The organism is uncultured Acidaminococcus sp. (assembly GCA_900538365.1).
Classification (GTDB): Bacteria; Bacillota; Negativicutes; order Acidaminococcales; family Acidaminococcaceae; genus Acidaminococcus.
In genome coordinates this window covers 1-18,446 of the sequence record UPXT01000047.1, presented here as the reverse complement: position 1 = coordinate 18,446, position 18,446 = coordinate 1, and the positions used below count along the sequence as shown (strand labels likewise).

Below are 18,446 nucleotides of genomic sequence, written 5' to 3'. Positions count from 1 at the left end.
TCTCCAGGAGTGCATAGATACTTTAGCACCCCAAAATTTGACAAAGAACCAAAAAGCGTGCCACCATTGCTCGATTTCTCATTTTTATGATGCAATGGTAGCATGACGATTCGTAGTATGTTTCGTTTCTGATTGGGGGATACCTTACGCCTGGGCGTTTCCCCTCCTAACCTCGTGTCGTTACCTCCAGCGTCCAGCTTATCAGGCAAGAAGCTTTTTTCAGCCTATGGACCTATACGCAGCCATCTGCGTTGTCGCCCACGACCTCAATCGCCTCGACATACACAAACCGTATGCCGTCGTCGATGAGGCCGGGTGCTCCTAGCATCTGACTACGTCTAGGCCATATTTGAAAAAAGCAAATGGAACAAAAAAATCGTGAGGGAAAAGACCAATCACCGGCGCCAAACCGTCTCCCTTCGGTCGTAGGCGCCGAATTAAATTCGCCCTCAAACATGTTTCTCGGACTTCCGCTATCGCTCCAAAGACGTCCTTCGAAACTCCGGGCGAATGGTCCTCACTACCGTTCGTAAGGAAACGTCGCTGCGCTCCTCATCCACCACCAAAACCGGAAAATTTTAATGCTAAACGCTTGTGGAAATTTCCCACACAACATTAGTGTTAATAAATTTTGTTAGCGACACCATCAAACACGAAAACGGTTCCTTTACTTCTGCAGCCGCAATGGATTTATACTCGTGCGGCTGTAAGGGGTAATCCGACTCGCGCTCCGCCTTGTCGCGCCGGCCTTACCGGCAGAGGATACTCCGACTGCTCCTATTGTCGCAGTCTCTCTGAGTAAGCTTTCTGCACGAATTTTTCAGCATAAGGGGTAACAAAAAATTCGGCGACTCACTTAACCGCCCTGTCACGATCTCTCGCTTCGCTCTTTCCAAGGCGCAAAGGGAGCTTGCGAATCGATCGGCGATGCGCTTACCACCCTGGTGGGGTGGATCGATTTCGAAGAAATCGAGTTCTAAGGGAAAAGACCGGAAGGCAAAAGGCCATAAGGGACAGGACCTATGGCAAAAGATCAGAAGCCAAAAGATTGGAAGGCTAAAGCCCTATGGCAATAGACCACCGGACGGTGTCACAGAGGCCGATAGGAGCGCATTTCTGCGCCAGGCATACCATCTTCATAGAGAAACAGCAAAAGGGAATCCCCATCCAAACAAAGTTTGGATGGGGATTCCCTTTTTTCTAAAAAAAGACCGTCGCCAATGCGACGGTCTTTTGAGGGCTCAATTATTCAGCGTCCAGCTTTTCATAGCCAGCGCGGCGTTCTTGAGCATCTTTCTTCGTCTTAGCGAAGAGTTCTTCAGCCTGATCCGGGAAGGATTTAGCCAGGGATGCATAACGAACTTCGCCCTTCAGGAAGCTTTCGAACTCATCGAAGTTCGGAGCCTTGCTGTCAAGGAAGAAGGACTTCTGACCCTGTGCTTTCAGTTCAGGGTTGTAACGATAGTTGCACCAGTAACCGCAATCAACGGCTGCCTTGGCTTCGAGCTGGGAGTGACCCATACCACGTTTGATACCGTGGTTGATGCACGGAGCATAAGCAATGATGAGGGAAGGACCATGGTAAGCTTCAGCTTCCTTGATTGCCTTCAGGGCCTGGTTCTTATCAGCGCCCATGTTGATTTGAGCAACATAGACATAACCATAGCTCATAGCCATCATGCCGAGATCCTTTTTCTTGGTTCTCTTACCGCTGGCAGCGAACTTAGCAACAGCAGCTTCCGGCGTGGACTTGGAGGACTGGCCGCCCGTATTGGAGTAAACTTCGGTATCGAAGACGAGGACGTTGACATCATCGCCAGAAGCGAGGACGTGGTCCAATCCGCCGTAACCGATATCGTAAGCCCAGCCGTCACCACCGAAGATCCACTGGGAACGTTTTACGAAGAACTGTTTATCGTTGTAGATGGCTTCGAGTTTGTCGTTACCGCTCTTTTCAGCTTCGAGCAGAGCTTCGAGCTTTTCAGCGCGTTCACGGCTGCCTTCGCCAACTTCGGCGTTAGCAATCCAGTCTTCCATAGCAGCTTTCAGGTCAGCGCTGACGGAATCCTTAATGGCTTCCATTTCCTGAGCCAAACGTTCACGGACAGCTTTGACACCGAGGTACATGCCCAGACCATATTCAGCGTTGTCTTCGAACAGGGAGTTAGCCCAAGCAGGACCATGACCCTTATGGTTCTTGGTGTACGGCATGGAAGGAGCGGAAGCACCCCAAATGGAGGAGCAGCCCGTAGCGTTAGCAATCATCATGCGGTCACCATAGAGCTGGGTTACCAGTTTAGCATACGGGGTTTCACCGCAGCCTGCGCAGGCACCGGAGAACTCAAGCAGCGGCTGTTCGAACTGGCTGCCCTTCACGGTGTATTTGTTCATCGGGTTGGTCTTTGCGGAGACCTTCTTGATTCCATATTCCCAAGCGTCTTTCAGATGTTCCTGGGTAGCAAAAGGCATCATGACGAGGGCTTTTTCCTTAGCAGGGCAAGCGTCTACACAGTTGCCGCAGCCTTGGCAGTCCATCGGGGAAACCATCATGCGGAAGTGCAGGTCCTTAGCGCCAACAGCCGGTTTAGTCGTAAATTCTGCAGGAGCAGCCTTCACTTCTTCGTCGTTCAGGAGAACAGGACGGATAGCAGCGTGCGGGCAGACATAGGAGCACTGGTTGCACTGGATGCAGTTTTCAATCTTCCATTCAGGAACATTGATTGCAATGCCGCGTTTTTCATAAGCAGCCGTACCAGCAGGGAACGTACCGTCAACCTGACCCATGAGTTTGCTGACAGGCAGGTCATGGCCTTCCTGTTTGTTCATGGGAACCATGACTTCGTCAACCCAAGCGTTGCCAGTCTTCGGATAGAGTTCCGTGTCGGCAGCATTTGCCCAAGCAGCAGGAACTTCAACCTTATGGATGGCATTGACGCCCTGGTCAACAGCAGCGTTGTTCATGTCAACAACCTTCTGGCCTTTCTTGCCATAGCTGGTGACGATGGATTCCTTCAGATACTTCACAGCATCTTCAACAGGGATGATACCGGTCAGTTTGAAGAAAGCGGCCTGCATGATCATGTTGATACGTCCGCCAAGGCCGATGCTTTCAGCAATCTTGACAGCATCAATGGTGTAGAAGTTGATTTTATGTTCAACAAGATAACGTTTCAGCTGTCCAGGAAGTTCCTTGTCCAGTTCTTCATCGGTCCAAGGGCTGTTCAGGAGGAACGTGCCGCCGTCTTTCAGGCCAGCCATGACATTGTAGCGATGGACATAAGAAGAGTTATGAACAGCTACATAGTCAGCGGTGTTGATGAGGAACGGCATATGGATTGGGGTATGACCAAAACGCAGGTGGGATACAGTGATACCGCCGGACTTCTTGGAGTCATAAGCAAAGTAGCCCTGTGCGTACATATCAGTCTTATCACCGATGATCTTGATAGCGCTCTTGTTGGCGCCAACCGTACCATCGCTGCCGAGGCCCCAGAACATGCAGCTCGTGGTGCCTTTCGGGGTGATGTCGAATACTTTTTCCTTCGTGAGGGAGGTGTTCGTTACATCATCAACGATACCAACGGTGAAGTGGTTCTTCGGTTCAGCCTTCTTGAGGTTGTCGAAGACAGCCAGGGCATCGCCAGGATAGAATTCCTTGCTGCCGAGGCCATAACGACCGCCAATAATCAGGGGTTTGTCAGCAACGTTGTAGTATACATCGCGGACATCAAGGTACAGCGGTTCGCCGTTTGCGCCGGCTTCCTTCGTACGGTCAAGAACAGCAATTCTCTTGACAGTCTTCGGCATAGCAGCCAGGAAGTGTTTAGCAGAGAACGGACGATAGAGGTGAACGTTCAGGACGCCGACTTTTTCGCCTTGTTCGCAAAGGAGCTTAGCAACTTCTTCAGCAGTCTGAGCACCGCTGCCCATCATTACAACGACGGTTTCTGCATCAGCAGCGCCGGTGTAGTTGAAGAGTTTGTAATCACGGCCGGTCAGTTTGCTGATCTTTTCCATGTATTCTTCAACAATTTCAGGCAGGGCATCATAGTATTTGTTGACAGCTTCGCGAGTCTGGAAGTAGATATCCGGGTTCTGAGCCGTACCGCGGGTAACAGGGTTATCCGGGTTCAGGGCATGTTTGCGGAATTTATCCAGTGCTTCGTAGTCAATCAGTTTAGCAAGGTCATCATAGTCCAAAAGTTCAATCTTCTGGATTTCGTGGGAAGTACGGAACCCATCAAAGAAGTTCAGGAAAGGAACATGACCTTTGATAGCAGCCAGATGGGCAACAGCGGTCAGGTCCATGACTTCCTGTACACCGGATTCAGCAAGAAGTGCAAAACCGGTCTGCCGGCAAGCCATAACGTCGGCATGGTCACCGAAGATGTTCAGGGAGCTGGTAGCCAGTGCACGAGCAGCAACGTTGAAAACTGCAGGAAGCAGTTCGCCAGCGATCTTGTACATGTTCGGGATCATCAGGAGCAGACCCTGGGATGCGGTATAGGTGGTGGTCAGTGCGCCAGCGGCAAGGGAGCCGTGTACAGCACCGGAAGCACCAGCTTCGGACTGCATTTCCATGATCTTGACAGGACGACCAAAGATGTTCTTCTTTCCATGGGAAGCCCATTCATCGCTGACTTCAGCCATCGGAGAAGACGGAGTGATCGGGTAGATTGCGGCAACATCACTGAACGCATAGGAAGTATACGCAGCGGCGGTGTTACCATCCATGGTCTTAAATTTTTTTGCCATTGTTCAAAGCCCCTCTTTCTTAGAAAAGTGACCGATCTGGGATGAACGATATCATTCCATTCAGTCTCTCTAATCTCCTGTATTATATAACAAATTTAATATAATCACAAATAAATTTTTCTCCAATTTCCCTACAATTTACTTGATAATGGGAAATGTATAATTATCTGAAAAATAAGACGTATCATGAAATGGAACAATGCTAAGGCCCCTTTCCCTCAGCCTTGAATCAAGTACTGATTTTTTCTCTCTTTCGTTTGCTTTTGTTTTCTTGCGTCATAAGAAAAAGCTACTTCCTTCCCATTGTACCCATGAAACGAAAAGGATGAGCCGTTTGCATTTTACAAAAGCATCTGTTACAATGACTGCAGATGGACGCTTCTTGCGTCCACGGTAACACTGGGGGTGCGCATTCGCTGAGAGGCCCTTTGGCCGACCCTTTGTACCTGATGCGGTTAATACCGACGTAGGAAAGTGTGCCGGCCGGGCTGGAAATGAAAAAAGACCAACCAAGGGACCGCTTTTCTACGGAAAAAGCGGTCTCTTTCTTATTATCTTCAAGGAGGAAATTTTCATGAAAACTCAAAGACAGTCAGCCCTTGCCGGTATCATTACGGAAGAAATGAAGGAAGTCGCGCGCCAAGAAGGGCTGGCCGCAGAAACAATCCGAGAGCGTGTGGCCAAGGGAACCATTGCCATCTGCGCCAATATCAACCATAAAAACCTCAAGGTCCGCGGTGTCGGGGAAGGACTTTCGACAAAGGTCAACGCCAATATCGGGACTTCAACGGCCTACCCCGATCCCGCGCCCGAGCTGAAAAAACTGGATGCGGCCATCGCAGCCGGTGCCGATGCAGTCATGGACCTTTCAACAGGCAACAACATCGATGCCTCCCGCCGTGCCATCATCGAGCATTCGACAGTCATGGTCGGTACCGTTCCCATTTATCAAGCCACGGTTACGGCAATCCGCAACCATGGCAAAGTGACAGATATGACGAAAGATGACATCTTTGAAGTCATCGAGCAACAGGCCCGTGACGGGGCTGACTTCATGACTATGCACTGCGGTCTCACGCGCCGTGCCGTTGATATCCTCATTGCCGAAGGACGCGAAATGGATATCGTAAGCCGCGGTGGCTCCTTTATTGCCGGGTGGATGCTCGCCAACAATAAGGAAAATCCCTTTTATGAACATTTTGATGAAATCCTTGATATCTGCGCCCGCTACGATGTAACCATCAGCTTAGGCGACGGGCTGCGGCCTGGCTGTCTTGCTGATGCAACGGACCGGGCCCAGATCACGGAACTCATCACCCTTGGGGAACTGACGGACCGCGCCTGGGAAAAAGGCGTCCAGGTCATGGTAGAAGGTCCGGGACATGTTCCTTACAATCAGATTGCCGCAAACATGCAGCTGCAGAAACGGCTCTGCCACGGAGCTCCTTTCTATGTGCTGGGTCCCCTTGTGACCGATATTGCGCCGGGCTACGACCACATTACTTCTGCAATTGGCGGAACCCTTGCGGCTGTCAGCGGAGCCGATTTTCTCTGCTACGTCACTCCAGCTGAACATTTGGGACTGCCTGATCTCAATGACGTTCGTGAAGGGGTTGTCGCTGCCCGCATAGCAGGCCATGCGGCTGATGTTGCAAAGGGTCTTCCCCAGGCGCTGGCCCAGGATCTTGCGATGGCAAAAGCTCGCAAAAAACTTGATTGGGAAGCTCAAATGGAACTTGCCATCGATCCTCAAAAAGCCCGTGCCATCCGCAATGCCAAGAACAAGAGTACGGATGAATACTGCTCCATGTGCGGGGATTACTGTGCCGTCAAGATCATTGGCGAATACCTTGACGATAAGAAAAAGAAAAAGCACTGAAGTCCATTGGGAAAAGGATAATGAGCACCCTGCTCCCTTTTTCCAAAGACATCAAAAAGGGCTTGCTGAACAATTCCTGTTCGGCAAGCCCCTTTTTCATTGAAATGGTCAAATCTGGCCAATGGCCTTTAAGATGATTTGGGCAATGATGGCGGAACCCAAATAGGTGCCGGCGAATATGACACAGCTCAAGATAACGATGCGCCACCCTGTCGACTTAAAAGCATCCATATCCTTACCGATGGAAACACCGGCATAGGCAAGGATGAGTGTACAAAGAGAAACGAATCCGACTTTCTTCATATAAAAGTTGATGACATCACTTCCAGGGAACCCCGGATACGTCAAGATACAGCCTAACGTAACAACATAGGCAACAGCAGGAATCTTTCCCGGCATATATTTGCCAAGAAGGATTCCCGCCATGGAAATCCCTACAAGGATCAACAGCCCAGGCAGGCCTTCAATCACACCGCCAGCGCCAGAAAGGGCATTGGAAATCGCCCCTTCGATACTCATGAGAAGCAGGATAGCAAAAGTTTCTGCCAGATTATATCCAATCATTGTTCTTCCTCCTTCGTGAGTACGTGACCATATTTTACGATACAGCACTTTTTATAGAGGTATTCCGCGAGCGGCAGGGCAAGCCAAATCGACATATAAAGTCCATCGAGACCAGAGAGCATATTGCTGGCAGCACCAAAAGCAGCTAGCTGGTCTGCCATCTGGGGATACATGACGGCAAGCGCACCGACAGCGGACGACATCATACTTGCACTGCCAACGCCAGATGCCATGGCAAGCGCGTAAGGATGAAAGATTCCAAGGGCAGCGCAGAAACTGGCCATGAGGCCAAAAAAGATTGTTCCAAAGACGGTGCCGCTGATATAAACACCCATAACACCGCGACCTTCTGGGGTATCAAGGCCATAGCGTTCACCGACAAGGGCAATGTTCGGTTCACGGGCTATGGAATGGGCCGCACCGATGGTTTCCCGCTTGAGTCCAAAGAACACGGCAAGCGGTACCCCGACAAGGACGGTGCCCAAGTTCCCAAATTCCTGTAAAAATAGGGCCGGACTGGCGCTGATGATCTTGGGCAGGGTTGGTCCTACAAGGGTCCCATAGCGAGCCATGAGGAGCATGAGCGTCAGCCCTATCAAGGAACTTGCATCTTCCATTTCCTTTTGCTTCATAATATTAAGGAAGCGCGGCGTCGTAAAGATTCCGATGATGAGGGCATAAAGCATGGGCAGCAGCACAATCTTTCCTGGGCCGACACTGAAGGATTTAACGCCAATCAGTTCAGCAATCACGATCATGAGCATGACACAGACATGCAGTTTGATGTTCTTCATGGTTCCTCCTCGCTGAAATAGCTGTCCAGCTTCTTGATGTAGGCATCCTTTGTCAGGATGGGTTCATAGTGGTCCAAAAGAGCTTTGGCCTTTTGGGCATGGTCTGCCAGAAGATCAATGACCATACCGGCAAAGGCCTTGCCAGGCAGAAGCGCGGCCGCGTCAAAGTCGACAACCTTGAAATCGGCGCCGTGAAGGAGTCCGTCTGTTCCCCCAATAAAAGGATGAATAGCGGGCATAAGATGAGAAACATCCCCCATATCTGTGGAAGCACTGAAATGGCCAGCATTGATGATCTTGACACTGGGGAACGCTTCCTTGGCATTTTCCACCAGGAGTTCATTAAGTGTGGCGTTACAAACAAGGGGCAGATGACCGGGCATCGTGTCGATGTGGACTTCGGCACCAATGGCCATACCGCCAGCCCGCAAGGCAGCATCGACCTTTTTGTGGGTCTTTTCGATGGCCTCCATCGTTTTGGCCCGCACATAGGTTTCAATCCGTACATCATCGGGAACATTATTTACAAGATCCCCGCCTTTGGTAATAATTGGATGAACGCGAATGGCGTCTTCATCGCGGAACGTTTCCCTGAGGGAATTGATGCCCATAATGCCAAGCATGGCTGCGTTAAGTGCGTTGATGCCTTGATCAGGCGCGTCAGCAGCATGAGCGGAGCGCCCTACATATTGGATGGTCTTACCAACAAATCCGTTGCTGCTCGTACCCACTGCAACCGTCGGTTCCGGCGTTTTCTTGCTGGAATGCATCTGCATGGCCATATCGATATCATCAAATTCACCTTCGTAGATGAGCTGTCCCTTGCCATGAAGATAGTGGAGCCTACCTTCCCTGCGCAGTTTCTTCCGATAAGCAAGCTGGACATATTCTTCGGCAGGAACGGCAAAGAAAACGACATTGCCGCAAAGCTCATCAAGCGCATGGGTACGGGCGAGCCCATAAGCGGCAGCGAGCATTGCAGACTGCTGCATATGGTGTCCGCAGGCATGAGCCGCGCCCGTATCGGGATCAGCCAAGGGATGATCCGGGGAACTGATGGCATCCAGCTCTCCTAAGATGGCAATCGTAGGTCCTGGTTTTCCTCCTTTGAGAAGGCCTTTTACACCCGTAATGGCAAGATGGCTCCGATAGGGAATCCCCAGTTTATCAAATTGGGCCTCTACCTTTTTCGCCGTCTTGAATTCCCTGAAACCAAACTCGGGTTCCTTGGCCACGCTTTTGGCATAGTCAAAGAGCTCATCGCGAGCGGCATCAATCGCAGCAAAAACCTTTTCTTTCAGTGTAAGCTTATCCGTAGCAATCACTCCTCTGTCCTCCATTTTTTACTTCCCGTTATGTTCCCAGTATACGACCATATACTGACTTTATCAAATATATGTCATAAATTTAATTAATATATGTATTTTGTTTCATATTTTTAATAGAGTACAAAAGTTTTTGCTCACTTTAGCAGAAAAAGCACCCTTTTTGCAGAAAACTGCAAAAAGGGTGCTTTTTAACATCGTCATCAGCCAATAAGAAGCACGGACAGATCGTTGACATTGGTCCCTGTTGGGCCTGTAACAAGAAGTCCATCCGATTTTTCAAGGGCATGATAGGCATCATTGCGTTCAAGAACGTCGGGAATGGAAAGGCCGACTTCCAAAAGACGAGCTGCCGTCGAACCGTCAGCGTAGCCACCAGCAGCATCGGTCGGTCCATCCGTCCCGTCACTGCCAAAAGAGAAGACCGCCACGTTGGAAAGACCGGCAATCCCGCGAGCGGCAGAAAGGGCAATTTCCTGATTGCGCCCGCCCTTTCCCCGGCCACGAAGATGGACCACCGTTTCCCCGCCAGCCAGGAAAGCCATCTTTTTCCCGCAGCCAGCATATTCACGTCCCATAGCAGCAAGAAAGCTCCCGGCTTCCCGAGCTTCACAATCAAGACTGGACGTCAGGATATGGGTTTGGTAGCCCAGGGCTTCAGCCGCCTTTTTGCCGGCTTTCGCAAGCTCCGTCACACTGCCGGTGACAACCGTTTCAACATGATCAAGGCGCTTAGGCGTTTCCACGGCAAGACAGGCCTCTGCCTCCGGGGAAAGAATAACTTTGTAACGCTCGATGACCTTTTGGGCATCCTCCCGCGTCGACGTGTCAGGATAGGCCGGTCCAGAAGCAATCATGTCCAAAGGATCGCCAATGATATCAGAAAGTACAATGGCATACACTTTGGCAGGGGCACAGATCTGAGCAAATTTTCCACCTTTAACGGCGCTGAAGCGCTTGCGGACCGTATTCATGGAAACAATATCGGCCCCGCTCGACAAAAGATCGGAATTGATTTTCTGCAGTTCCGAAAGCGGAATAAGAGGCTTTTCAAATAGGGCAGAACCACCGCCGCTGATAAGAAAAAGAACGGTATCATCTTGGCCAAGATCCTTGACCATATCAATGGCGCGAGCCGTCGCGGCAACGGAATTGGCATCGAGGACAGGGTGCCCCGCTTCGTAGATTTCAAGGGGCGGCAACGCCCCTTTGGCATGCTGATATTTGGTGATGACAATACCGCCGGAAATGCGGTCCCCCAAAAGGGCGACCGTCGTCTTTGCCATCTGCCAGGCAGCTTTCCCAATGGAAACGACGACAATCCGTCCGCTGCCAAACACTTTATTCTTCAAGGCTTTTTCAACGGCCGCATCGGGCAGGGACGCAGCCAGAGCTTTATCCATAATGATCTGGGCATCTTCACGTAACGTCATAGGTCCATCTCCTCACAAATTCAGGTTTCTACCATTATAGCATGGAAGAAAAAAAGCCAAAAGAAAAAGGCGTTCTTTTGGCTGAAAAATTGTTTATTATTTTAGTGAAGAACCTATTTTTTTTCGCTGGGAAGGGTCTCCACATAAATGCTCCTACTCGGGAAAGCACAGGACACCCCGTCTTTTGCAAGGATATCCATGACAAGGAGGTTCACTTTTTCACGTACCTTGAGATAAGCAGCATAGCTTGTTTCATACGTGTGGCAAATGATGAGGATATTGAGGCTGCTGTCAGCAAGGTCCGTAAAGGCGACAGAAATGTCCTGATTGATGATCTGAGGATGGTTTTTCAACGCTTCCGTCAGGTCCTCAATAAGGGTCTTCATCTGCTCGCTTGTCGTATCGTAGGTCACGCCGACCGTCATTTCAATGCGGCGGCGCTCCCGTACAGAATAATTGACGATGGGCGTTGAAATGATCAGGGAATTAGGAATGTTGACGAGCCCTTGGGCCAGTGTACGGACATTCGTGCTGCGAAAAGAAATCGATTCGACAGCCCCTTCAATCTCATTGCAGACAATCCAGTCACCAATGCGGAACGGATGATCAAGCATAATGATGCAGCAGGCAATGATATTGGAAAGAGAATCTTTGGCCGCCAAGGAAACAGCAAGTCCGCCAATGGAAAGGCCGGCGACAAAGCCGCTGATGTCAAAGCCCCAGAAGCTCACAACGGCAGCTATGCAGAAACAGATAACAAGGATGCGCAGGCACATGGAAATAAAGTTTCCCAAGGTCGCATCAAGACTCCATTTGCCTTTTTTCGTCAAGAAAGAAAAAACGTAATTCGTAGAGCTGAAAAAATTGTACCAAACCCAATGGAATGCAATAATGACAAAGCTCGCCATGACATGTTGTACAAAAGTCTGGATTCGTGGCACATCAAGGGGTGCTGTCTGGGCCATAAAATAAATACCGCTGGAAATGATGGCAAGGCGGCCAGGTTTATAAAGGGCTGTCGCGATATTCTGGTCTGCATCATCAGGCAGTTTATTGAGGATAAAGCGAATGGCCCGTGTAGATAGGATGCGAAACAGCATATAGACAATGACAGTGACTGCACCAATCACAAAAACGGGTAGCCATTCCTTGAGTAACGTAGGTTCCATGTCGTGCCTCCTTGGCTGAGGTTATTTGAAGCGCTTGTCCTTTTTTCTTTCTATAGCATAACAAAAAGGGCCTTAGCCATCAACCAGGCCCGTTTTTATCAGCGCGGCAAGAACGTCCCCCACGGTTTCCTGGATACCGCCCTGAACGGGAATATATAGGTCTGCAGCAGCAAGATAAAGGGGATAGCGTTCATCATAAAGCTCTTTGAGACGGTTTTTTGATGAAGAAAGCAGAGGTCGTCCCGTCTGGTCCACGGACGAAGCGATGGCCTCAAGGGGACGGTCCAGAAAAATGAGGAAGCCCCCATGTTTAAGAAGAGCCACATTCTCGGCCTTTTTGATAACGCCACCACCGCAGGAAAGAACGATTTCCTCTTTTTGACAAAGTTCCCGCAGGGTTTCTGTTTCCTCCCGGCGAAAGGCTGCCTCGCTTTCCCGAAATAGTTCCTTGATGTCCCGATGGATCCTTTCTTTTAGCCGAACATCACTGTCAAAGAAGGGACGTGCCAGGATGCGAGCCACTTCTTTTCCAATGGTCGTTTTGCCCGCCCCAGGCATGCCAATGAAGATTATATTTTTCACAAAGGGCTCCTCCTTGATTCATGCATCATTTTCATCATTGGGCAAGCGTCTGTTCAACCTGATACAGTTCATTCTGTCCATTAGAACAAAGGCGGCCCTTTTCCAGCTTTGATTTGACAAATCGTGCGTCTCACCATAGAATACACTTATTCTTATTTTTTGACAATACAGAAGCATAGAAGCAAAGTAGGAGGGCAAGATATGTCAAGAGTAGTAAAGGTACGTAATGTAAAAATCGGTGACGGGATTCCCAAAATCTGCATTCCCATTACGGATACAGATCTTGACGGCGTCAAGAAATCAGTCCGGCTCATCGAAAATTCTCCCCACGACATGATTGAGTGGCGCGCTGATTTCTATAAAGATCTTGCCGATCCAGAAGTCCGTATCAAACCTATGATGTATCTGAGAAATTCCCTGCCTGAAGACCCCATCCTCTTCACCATCCGGACGAGTGTCGAAATGGGCGTCCTTGAAATCGACACCGCGGACTACGTGGCCCTGAACCTTGCCGTCATTGACAGCGGGCTCATCGATCTTGTGGATGTCGAACTGTCTCGCGGTGATAAGGCTGTGCGCACCATCGTCGAAGCAGCCCATAAGGCTGGCGTCAAGGTAATTGTCAGCCGTCACAATAATATCAATACACCGGACCGCGATGTCATTGTAGGAAACCTTTGCCAGATGCAGGATCTTGGTGCAGACATCGTGAAATTTGCCGTCACGCCCCGCTCGGAACGGGATGTTTTACGCCTTCTTGATGCAACCCTTGCCATGAAGGAAGAACATAACACGACGCCAGTCATTACCATGAGCATGGGGAAATTAGGCGTCATCAGCCGTATCTGCGGCGAAGTTTTCGGATCAGCCGTAACCTTTGGCACGGCTGGAAAGGCTTCCGCCCCGGGACAGCTGCCGGCCAACCAGCTTTCCATTTACCTCAAGAGCCTCAACTGACAAAAGCCAAAAAAGACTGTGAAGGAGCGGAAAATCCCGCGTCTTCACAGTCTTTTTCATTTCTGCAGATGGTCAATGGCCTTTTCAAGACCTTTTAACGTAAGGGGAAACATGGGTACTTGCTTTGCGATGATGCCCACGGTCCGCATACTGTAGTCATAATGCCAGAGCTTTTCATGGAGAGGATTGAGCCAGACCATATGAGGAAAGTGACGCCTTACCATCTGGATCCATTCAAGGCCAGGCTTTTCGTTGCCATGCCAGTCATCGATGTTCCCATCCACGGCAAGGAGCTCGTAGGGCCCCATATGAGCGTCCCCAACCACAATAACCTTATATTCACTCTTGATGTTATGAAGGACCGCTTCCGTCGCAATCCGATTGGACCAGACGCAGCTGGGGTCCCGAAAGAAATTCTCGTACCAGCAGTTATGAAAATAGTAGGTCTTGAGGTCCTTGAAATGGTGCCCTTTGTGAACAGCCTGAAAAAGACGTGTACAAAGGGTAATATAGGCATCCATGGAGCCACCGCTGTCCATGAGAAGCAGCAGTTTGGTCTGGTTCTTGCGAGGTTTTTTCATGACAATTTCCAGTTGGCCGCCCCTTTTCGTCGTTGCAGCAATAGTGCCCTCCACATCCAGTTCCGCAGCCGGGGTCTCTTCCCGATTCGAAAGGCGGCGCAGCTTACGCAGGGCAACCTGGAACTGGCGGATTTCAAGCACATGGTCATCACGGAAATCACGGAAATGACGTTCTTCGGCCACCTTCAAGGCGTGCCCTCCGCCGCGCTGACCCCTGATACGGATACCCTTAGGAGCATAGCCCGAATGGCCAAAGGCCGTAATACCGCCCGTACCAATCCATTTACTGCCGCCATGGTGTTCCTCTTTTTGCTCATTTATACGCTGGCGCATGATTTCCCGAATCTCTTCAAGGCTCTTGTTCTCCCAGAGGAGGCGGGCCGCTTCAAAATCGGGAGCTGATAGGGTGAGGGCGTGGGAAAGCCATCGTTCCATCTCTTCCGATAGGTCCGCATGATCTGCCAGGCCCTTGAAATAAACTGCAAAGGCTTGGTCGAAACGGTCGTAATCGGTTTCCCGTTTGACCAAGATGGCCCGTGCCATGTGGTAGAACTCCATAAGACTTTCCTTTTCAAGGCCCAAGCGGAGTCCATCCATGAGGGCCGTCCACTCGACAAGCCCCACAGGCAGTCCATAGGCCCGAAGCAGATAGAGAAAATCCGTAAACATCTCAATACCCCACGCGTTTCAAGTCTTCTGTCTTTTTGAGAAGTACGCCAATAAAAGGAAGCTCTTCAGATAGGATCTCCGCATCAATGCCCCCAATGACAAGGGCCCTGACCCAGTCAAGAAGTTCCGAGGTACCTGGTTTCTTGGAAAGGCCGCTCAGCTTGCGGAGGTTGTAGAACGCCTTAATGGCCGCATTGACCAAGGATTCCTCCAAGTTGGGATCATGGGCATGAATGATTTGGCGCATCATGTCCGGTTCTGGGAAGGCAATGTAGTGGAAGATACAGCGGCGCAGGAAAGCGTCCGGTAGTTCCTTTTCCGCATTGGACGTAATGATGACAACGGGCCGCTTTTTGGCTCGGACCGTCTCCCCCGTTTCGGGAATATGGAATTCCATGCGATCCAGTTCCCACAAAAGGTCATTAGGAAATTCCAAGTCCGCCTTATCGATTTCGTCAATGAGAAGGACGCTCTGCTCGTCTTCGCAGAAAGCCTCTCCCAGCTTGCCCAGATGAATGTATTTTTTTATGTCATCCACCCCTTCGGCACCAAACTGGCTGTCGTAAAGACGCTGCACCGTATCATAGACATAGAGCCCGTCCTGAGCCTTTGTCGTGGATTTGATGTTCCAAATGAAAAGCTTCATGCCCAGGCTGTCCGCAATGGACTGGGCCAGCATGGTCTTGCCCGTTCCCGGTTCTCCTTTGATGAGGAGCGGTTTTTGGAGTGCCGCTGCAATGTTGACGCTGCGAACAAGCTCCGGCGAGGCAATATACGTATCACTTCCTTGGAATTGTTTCATAAATTCTCCTTTTCATGGCCGCCCCGATAAGGGCAGGCCCTTTGTGGTTCTGTAATGTTTCCATCTTACTTGAAAATTTTTCCCAAGGCAAGCTTTGGGCACCAAAAATGCAGCAGAAGGGAGCAAGTCACCTTCTGCTGCATTGTACTAAGTAGGAAGGGAAAACGGAGATAGAGGAGGCGCTTTCCCAAAGGATTTTCTATAAAGGTCTTACTTATTCTTCGTCCATGCCCGGCTTGAAGAAGTCACCGAAGAGTTCCTCGTTGGAAGGCATATCCTTGGCAATCGGCCGAGCAACCCATGTGGTATTCATATAATGTTTCAGGGTAATGTTCTCAGAAACGATGTTGCCACCCCAAGTGCCGCAGCCCATGGAAGAAGTCGGAGGCATGCCGTTCCAAGCAGAGCCGGCGTTGCCGCGATTGTTCGGCTGACGGACCATGATGCGGGAAACAGGGGCAGCCATGCCCAGGCGATGGATGTGGTCATCGCTGAAGGAGTAAATGCCGCAGGAATGGCCTTTACCGCCTACATTGAAGAGAGCTTGCATCATGGTGAGGGCATTTTCGAATTCGCCTTCATATTTGAAGAGGGCCAGGAGGGTCGTCAGTTTTTCACTGGAGAAGAAGTGTTCCTTGCCGATATCGTTGATGCCGCCGCCCGTTACTGCAATGAACTTGCGGTCTTCAGGGATTTCAAAGCCAGCAGCAAGGGCCAGTTTCTGAGGACTGATGGCAACAGTGTTCGGCAGACGGTGGCCTGTCTCATCCCACATGACTTTCTTCAGTTTCTCAGCCTCTTCTTCATTGGCAAGGTATGCGCCTTCAGCGACAAGAGCCTTAACGAAGTCATCATAAATGGATTCATGGATGACAAGGTTGCCGTCGCAGGAGCAGCCAGAACCAAAGTCACTAGTCTTGGAAATACGAGTGTTTTCAGCGGCTTCTTTCTGCCGTTCCGGCGTATTGCACGTGTCATCAATGATAACCGTTGCATTGCCGGCACCGGAACCATAGGCTGGTGTACCGGAAGAATAAGCAGATTTGACCATGGGACGGCCGCCCGTTGCAATAACGAGGTCGCAGCGTTCCATGAGGACTTTCGTCAGGTTGATGGACGGATCTTTAATGCCTTGGATGATATCTGCCGGAGCTCCTTCGCGAACGAGGGTCGCACGGATGATGTCGATGATCTTATTCGTTACGACCTTGGCTCTCGGATGGGGAGAGCAGATCATGACGTCACGTGCTTTGATAGCGTATACAATCTGACCAGCAGGAGTCAAGCAAGGGTTCGTCGTCGGAACGAGGGAAGCGATGACACCAGCCGGTTTGGCGTACTTCACAAGTCCTTTTTCAGGATTTTCTTCAATGATGCCGACACTGGGCTGACGCAGGCAGTCCCGGAGAATCAACTTAATTTTATTTCTCTTGTTTCTCTTGGTCACTTTATCACCAAGAGAAGTTTCGTCAACAGCTTCATCACAGATCGGCGCCCAGACCTTCATATCGCAGACGGCGGCTGCAACAGCCTGGCAGAGACGGTCAACGCGCTGTTGATCGTACGTTGCAATAATATCAAGAGCCGTATGGGCACGGGCAACCATTTCATCGATTTGAGCAATCTGTTCTGGGGTAACTTCTTTTGCCATAAGTAAACGCTCCTTTTTACAGGGGAAAGGCCGCCGTAAAGAGACCCTTCCGAAATTTTCGATACATCTCATCTGCCTTTAGTATGCCGTAGATAGGCATGAAAGTCCAATACGCATTTTCTCATCTATTCATAGAGCACTTCTATCAAACTCTTCGTGTTATTCTGAATTTTTTCTAAAAATCTCCCCAACAAAAGGCTTTTCCTGTTTTTCCGTATCCAAGGACCGGCTCTCATGATACAATAGATGAGAGTATGTATGCACAAACGAGGTGATTCCATGACCCTACTACAGCTTCTTTATTTTGAAACCTTGGCACGGGTCCTTCATTATACCCGCGCCGCGGAAGAACTCCATATTTCCCAGCCTTCCCTCTCCTATTCCATTGCCGAGCTGGAAAAGGAACTGGGGATCAGTCTGTTTAAACGAGAAAAACGTAAAATTGCCTTAACGCCCTATGGAGAACGCTTCCTTCCCTATGTCAAAAAAACAATGGCCCTATTGGAAGAGGGAAAGGCAACGCTGCGCCAAATGAAAGATAAAGCCCCTATGAATATCCGTCTGGGCTATTTCCACTCCATCTCTGCTTCCTTGGTTCCCCCCATCGTGAAAGCCCTTTATGAAGAAAAAGAAAACCAGGACATTCGGTTCCAGTTCATGGAAGACACGTCCTACAATATCTGTGAACAACTTAAAAACGGAAAGCTGGACCTTGCGTTCACAACAGGAAGAGATGAGGCCTTGGAAGGCGTCACCATGACCAAGCAGCCACTATATCTCACGGTTTACCTGGAACATCCCCTTGCTAAGAAAAGTTCCGTGACCTTTGCCGATTTTGCCAAGGAACCGATGGTTCTCCTCAACAAGACGAGCAGTCTTCGTGCCCAGCTTGACCAGGCCTTTATCAAGCGCTCCATGATTCCCAATATGGTCTTTGAAGTTCAGGAATGCAATACAGCCCTGCAGTATGTAGCCCTGAAGTTTGGCGTGTCCATTCTCCCTGAAGTCCCCGCCATGCAAACAGAACGGGTTATCGCCATTCCCATCAATGAAAATGAACAGGAGTTCTTCCGTACGGTCTACCTCAGCTGGGACAAGAACCGTCCCCTCTCGCCCGTTGTCAAGAAAGTGCGGAACTGGATCGTGCAGCACTATGCCGCTTCAACACCATTATAACCTGTATATATCAGCCCCCAAAAAAAAGACTGCCCTAAGGCAGTCCTTTTTTAGTGGTTCTATAATTTATTTTGGGGCGCTAAAGTGACCGTCCAGGTGCGTGTCCTCT

13 protein-coding genes and 1 riboswitch are annotated in these 18,446 nt (G+C 50.0%); of the genes, 3 read left to right on the top strand and 10 right to left on the bottom strand.

All coding sequences use genetic code 11. From position 1 onward, the window contains the following. Positions 1-1,245: 1,245 nt before the first annotated feature. On the bottom strand, positions 1,246-4,755 hold the full coding sequence (nifJ, locus tag QZQ08_RS08370; RefSeq protein ID WP_296330736.1) for a pyruvate:ferredoxin (flavodoxin) oxidoreductase: 3,510 nt from the start codon (positions 4,753-4,755) through the stop codon (positions 1,246-1,248). A 391-nt stretch (positions 4,756-5,146) separates the two neighbouring features. Then, positions 5,147-5,245: riboswitch (TPP riboswitch) on the top strand. An 84-nt stretch (positions 5,246-5,329) separates the two neighbouring features. Between nifJ and thiC the strand changes: the two genes are divergently transcribed. Continuing rightward, complete coding sequence (thiC, locus tag QZQ08_RS08365) at positions 5,330-6,634, top strand: phosphomethylpyrimidine synthase ThiC (RefSeq protein WP_296330732.1); 1,305 nt, start codon at positions 5,330-5,332, stop codon at positions 6,632-6,634. Positions 6,635-6,742: 108 nt separating this feature from the next. Here the strand turns inward: thiC and QZQ08_RS08360 are convergent, their stop codons facing one another. The 6 genes from QZQ08_RS08360 to QZQ08_RS08335 form a co-directional block, all read right to left on the bottom strand. Then, positions 6,743-7,198 (bottom strand): LysO family transporter, encoded by a 456-nt coding sequence (locus QZQ08_RS08360; RefSeq protein ID WP_014128004.1) that lies wholly within the window; start codon positions 7,196-7,198, stop codon positions 6,743-6,745. Further along, positions 7,195-7,992: a DUF3100 domain-containing protein gene (locus QZQ08_RS08355; protein ID WP_296330728.1), complete on the bottom strand. Its 798-nt coding sequence runs from the start codon at positions 7,990-7,992 to the stop codon at positions 7,195-7,197. Before QZQ08_RS08355 ends, QZQ08_RS08360 begins: the two co-directional genes overlap by 4 nt. After that, positions 7,989-9,317 carry an amidohydrolase gene (locus QZQ08_RS08350; protein ID WP_366140885.1) on the bottom strand — a complete coding sequence of 443 codons (1,329 nt, stop codon included), beginning with the start codon at positions 9,315-9,317 and terminating at the stop codon, positions 7,989-7,991. The genes QZQ08_RS08355 and QZQ08_RS08350 overlap by 4 nt, the downstream gene beginning before the upstream one ends. A gap of 203 nt (positions 9,318-9,520) precedes the next feature. Then, a complete protein-coding gene (locus QZQ08_RS08345; protein ID WP_296330722.1) occupies positions 9,521-10,750 on the bottom strand; it encodes a glycerate kinase in 1,230 nt (409 codons plus the stop codon). Positions 10,751-10,863: 113 nt separating this feature from the next. Next, positions 10,864-11,919 carry a mechanosensitive ion channel family protein gene (locus QZQ08_RS08340; RefSeq protein ID WP_296330719.1) on the bottom strand — a complete coding sequence of 352 codons (1,056 nt, stop codon included), beginning with the start codon at positions 11,917-11,919 and terminating at the stop codon, positions 10,864-10,866. A 72-nt stretch (positions 11,920-11,991) separates the two neighbouring features. Beyond that, positions 11,992-12,501 (bottom strand): shikimate kinase, encoded by a 510-nt coding sequence (locus QZQ08_RS08335; protein WP_296330714.1) that lies wholly within the window; start codon positions 12,499-12,501, stop codon positions 11,992-11,994. A gap of 201 nt (positions 12,502-12,702) precedes the next feature. Here QZQ08_RS08335 and aroD point away from each other — a divergent pair, with 201 nt between their 5' ends. Beyond that, entirely contained in the window at positions 12,703-13,458 is a 756-nt protein-coding gene (aroD, locus tag QZQ08_RS08330; protein ID WP_296330711.1) for a type I 3-dehydroquinate dehydratase, read from the top strand. A gap of 56 nt (positions 13,459-13,514) precedes the next feature. Here aroD and QZQ08_RS08325 read toward each other — a convergent pair whose 3' ends face one another. The 3 genes from QZQ08_RS08325 to QZQ08_RS08315 all read right to left on the bottom strand — a co-directional run bounded on the left by QZQ08_RS08325 (position 13,515) and on the right by QZQ08_RS08315 (position 17,161). Next, complete coding sequence (locus tag QZQ08_RS08325; RefSeq protein WP_296330708.1) at positions 13,515-14,708, bottom strand: VWA domain-containing protein; 1,194 nt, start codon at positions 14,706-14,708, stop codon at positions 13,515-13,517. Position 14,709: 1 nt separating this feature from the next. Continuing rightward, positions 14,710-15,510 (bottom strand): MoxR family ATPase, encoded by an 801-nt coding sequence (locus QZQ08_RS08320; RefSeq protein ID WP_296330705.1) that lies wholly within the window; start codon positions 15,508-15,510, stop codon positions 14,710-14,712. Between the two features lie 214 nt (positions 15,511-15,724). Continuing rightward, the gene (locus QZQ08_RS08315) at positions 15,725-17,161 is read right to left on the bottom strand and encodes an aldehyde dehydrogenase family protein (RefSeq protein WP_296330702.1); all 1,437 of its coding nucleotides are present in this window, start codon (positions 17,159-17,161) and stop codon (positions 15,725-15,727) included. A gap of 279 nt (positions 17,162-17,440) precedes the next feature. On the opposite strand from QZQ08_RS08315, the gene QZQ08_RS08310 reads away from it, so the two are divergent. Further along, a complete protein-coding gene (locus tag QZQ08_RS08310; RefSeq protein ID WP_296330699.1) occupies positions 17,441-18,337 on the top strand; it encodes a LysR family transcriptional regulator in 897 nt (298 codons plus the stop codon). Positions 18,338-18,446 lie beyond the last annotated feature (109 nt).

Excerpts from the sequence above, each read along its gene's own strand:
- nifJ (WP_296330736.1), bottom strand. The coding sequence starts at position 4,755 with ATGGCAAAAAAATTTAAGACCATGGATGGTAACACCGCCGCTGCGTAT.
- thiC (WP_296330732.1), top strand. The coding sequence starts at position 5,330 with ATGAAAACTCAAAGACAGTCAGCCCTTGCCGGTATCATTACGGAAGAA.
- QZQ08_RS08360 (WP_014128004.1), bottom strand. The coding sequence starts at position 7,198 with ATGATTGGATATAATCTGGCAGAAACTTTTGCTATCCTGCTTCTCATG.
- QZQ08_RS08355 (WP_296330728.1), bottom strand. The coding sequence starts at position 7,992 with ATGAAGAACATCAAACTGCATGTCTGTGTCATGCTCATGATCGTGATT.
- QZQ08_RS08345 (WP_296330722.1), bottom strand. The coding sequence starts at position 10,750 with ATGACGTTACGTGAAGATGCCCAGATCATTATGGATAAAGCTCTGGCT.
- QZQ08_RS08340 (WP_296330719.1), bottom strand. The coding sequence starts at position 11,919 with ATGGAACCTACGTTACTCAAGGAATGGCTACCCGTTTTTGTGATTGGT.
- aroD (WP_296330711.1), top strand. The coding sequence starts at position 12,703 with ATGTCAAGAGTAGTAAAGGTACGTAATGTAAAAATCGGTGACGGGATT.
- QZQ08_RS08325 (WP_296330708.1), bottom strand. The coding sequence starts at position 14,708 with ATGTTTACGGATTTTCTCTATCTGCTTCGGGCCTATGGACTGCCTGTG.
- QZQ08_RS08320 (WP_296330705.1), bottom strand. The coding sequence starts at position 15,510 with ATGAAACAATTCCAAGGAAGTGATACGTATATTGCCTCGCCGGAGCTT.
- QZQ08_RS08315 (WP_296330702.1), bottom strand. The coding sequence starts at position 17,161 with ATGGCAAAAGAAGTTACCCCAGAACAGATTGCTCAAATCGATGAAATG.
- QZQ08_RS08310 (WP_296330699.1), top strand. The coding sequence starts at position 17,441 with ATGACCCTACTACAGCTTCTTTATTTTGAAACCTTGGCACGGGTCCTT.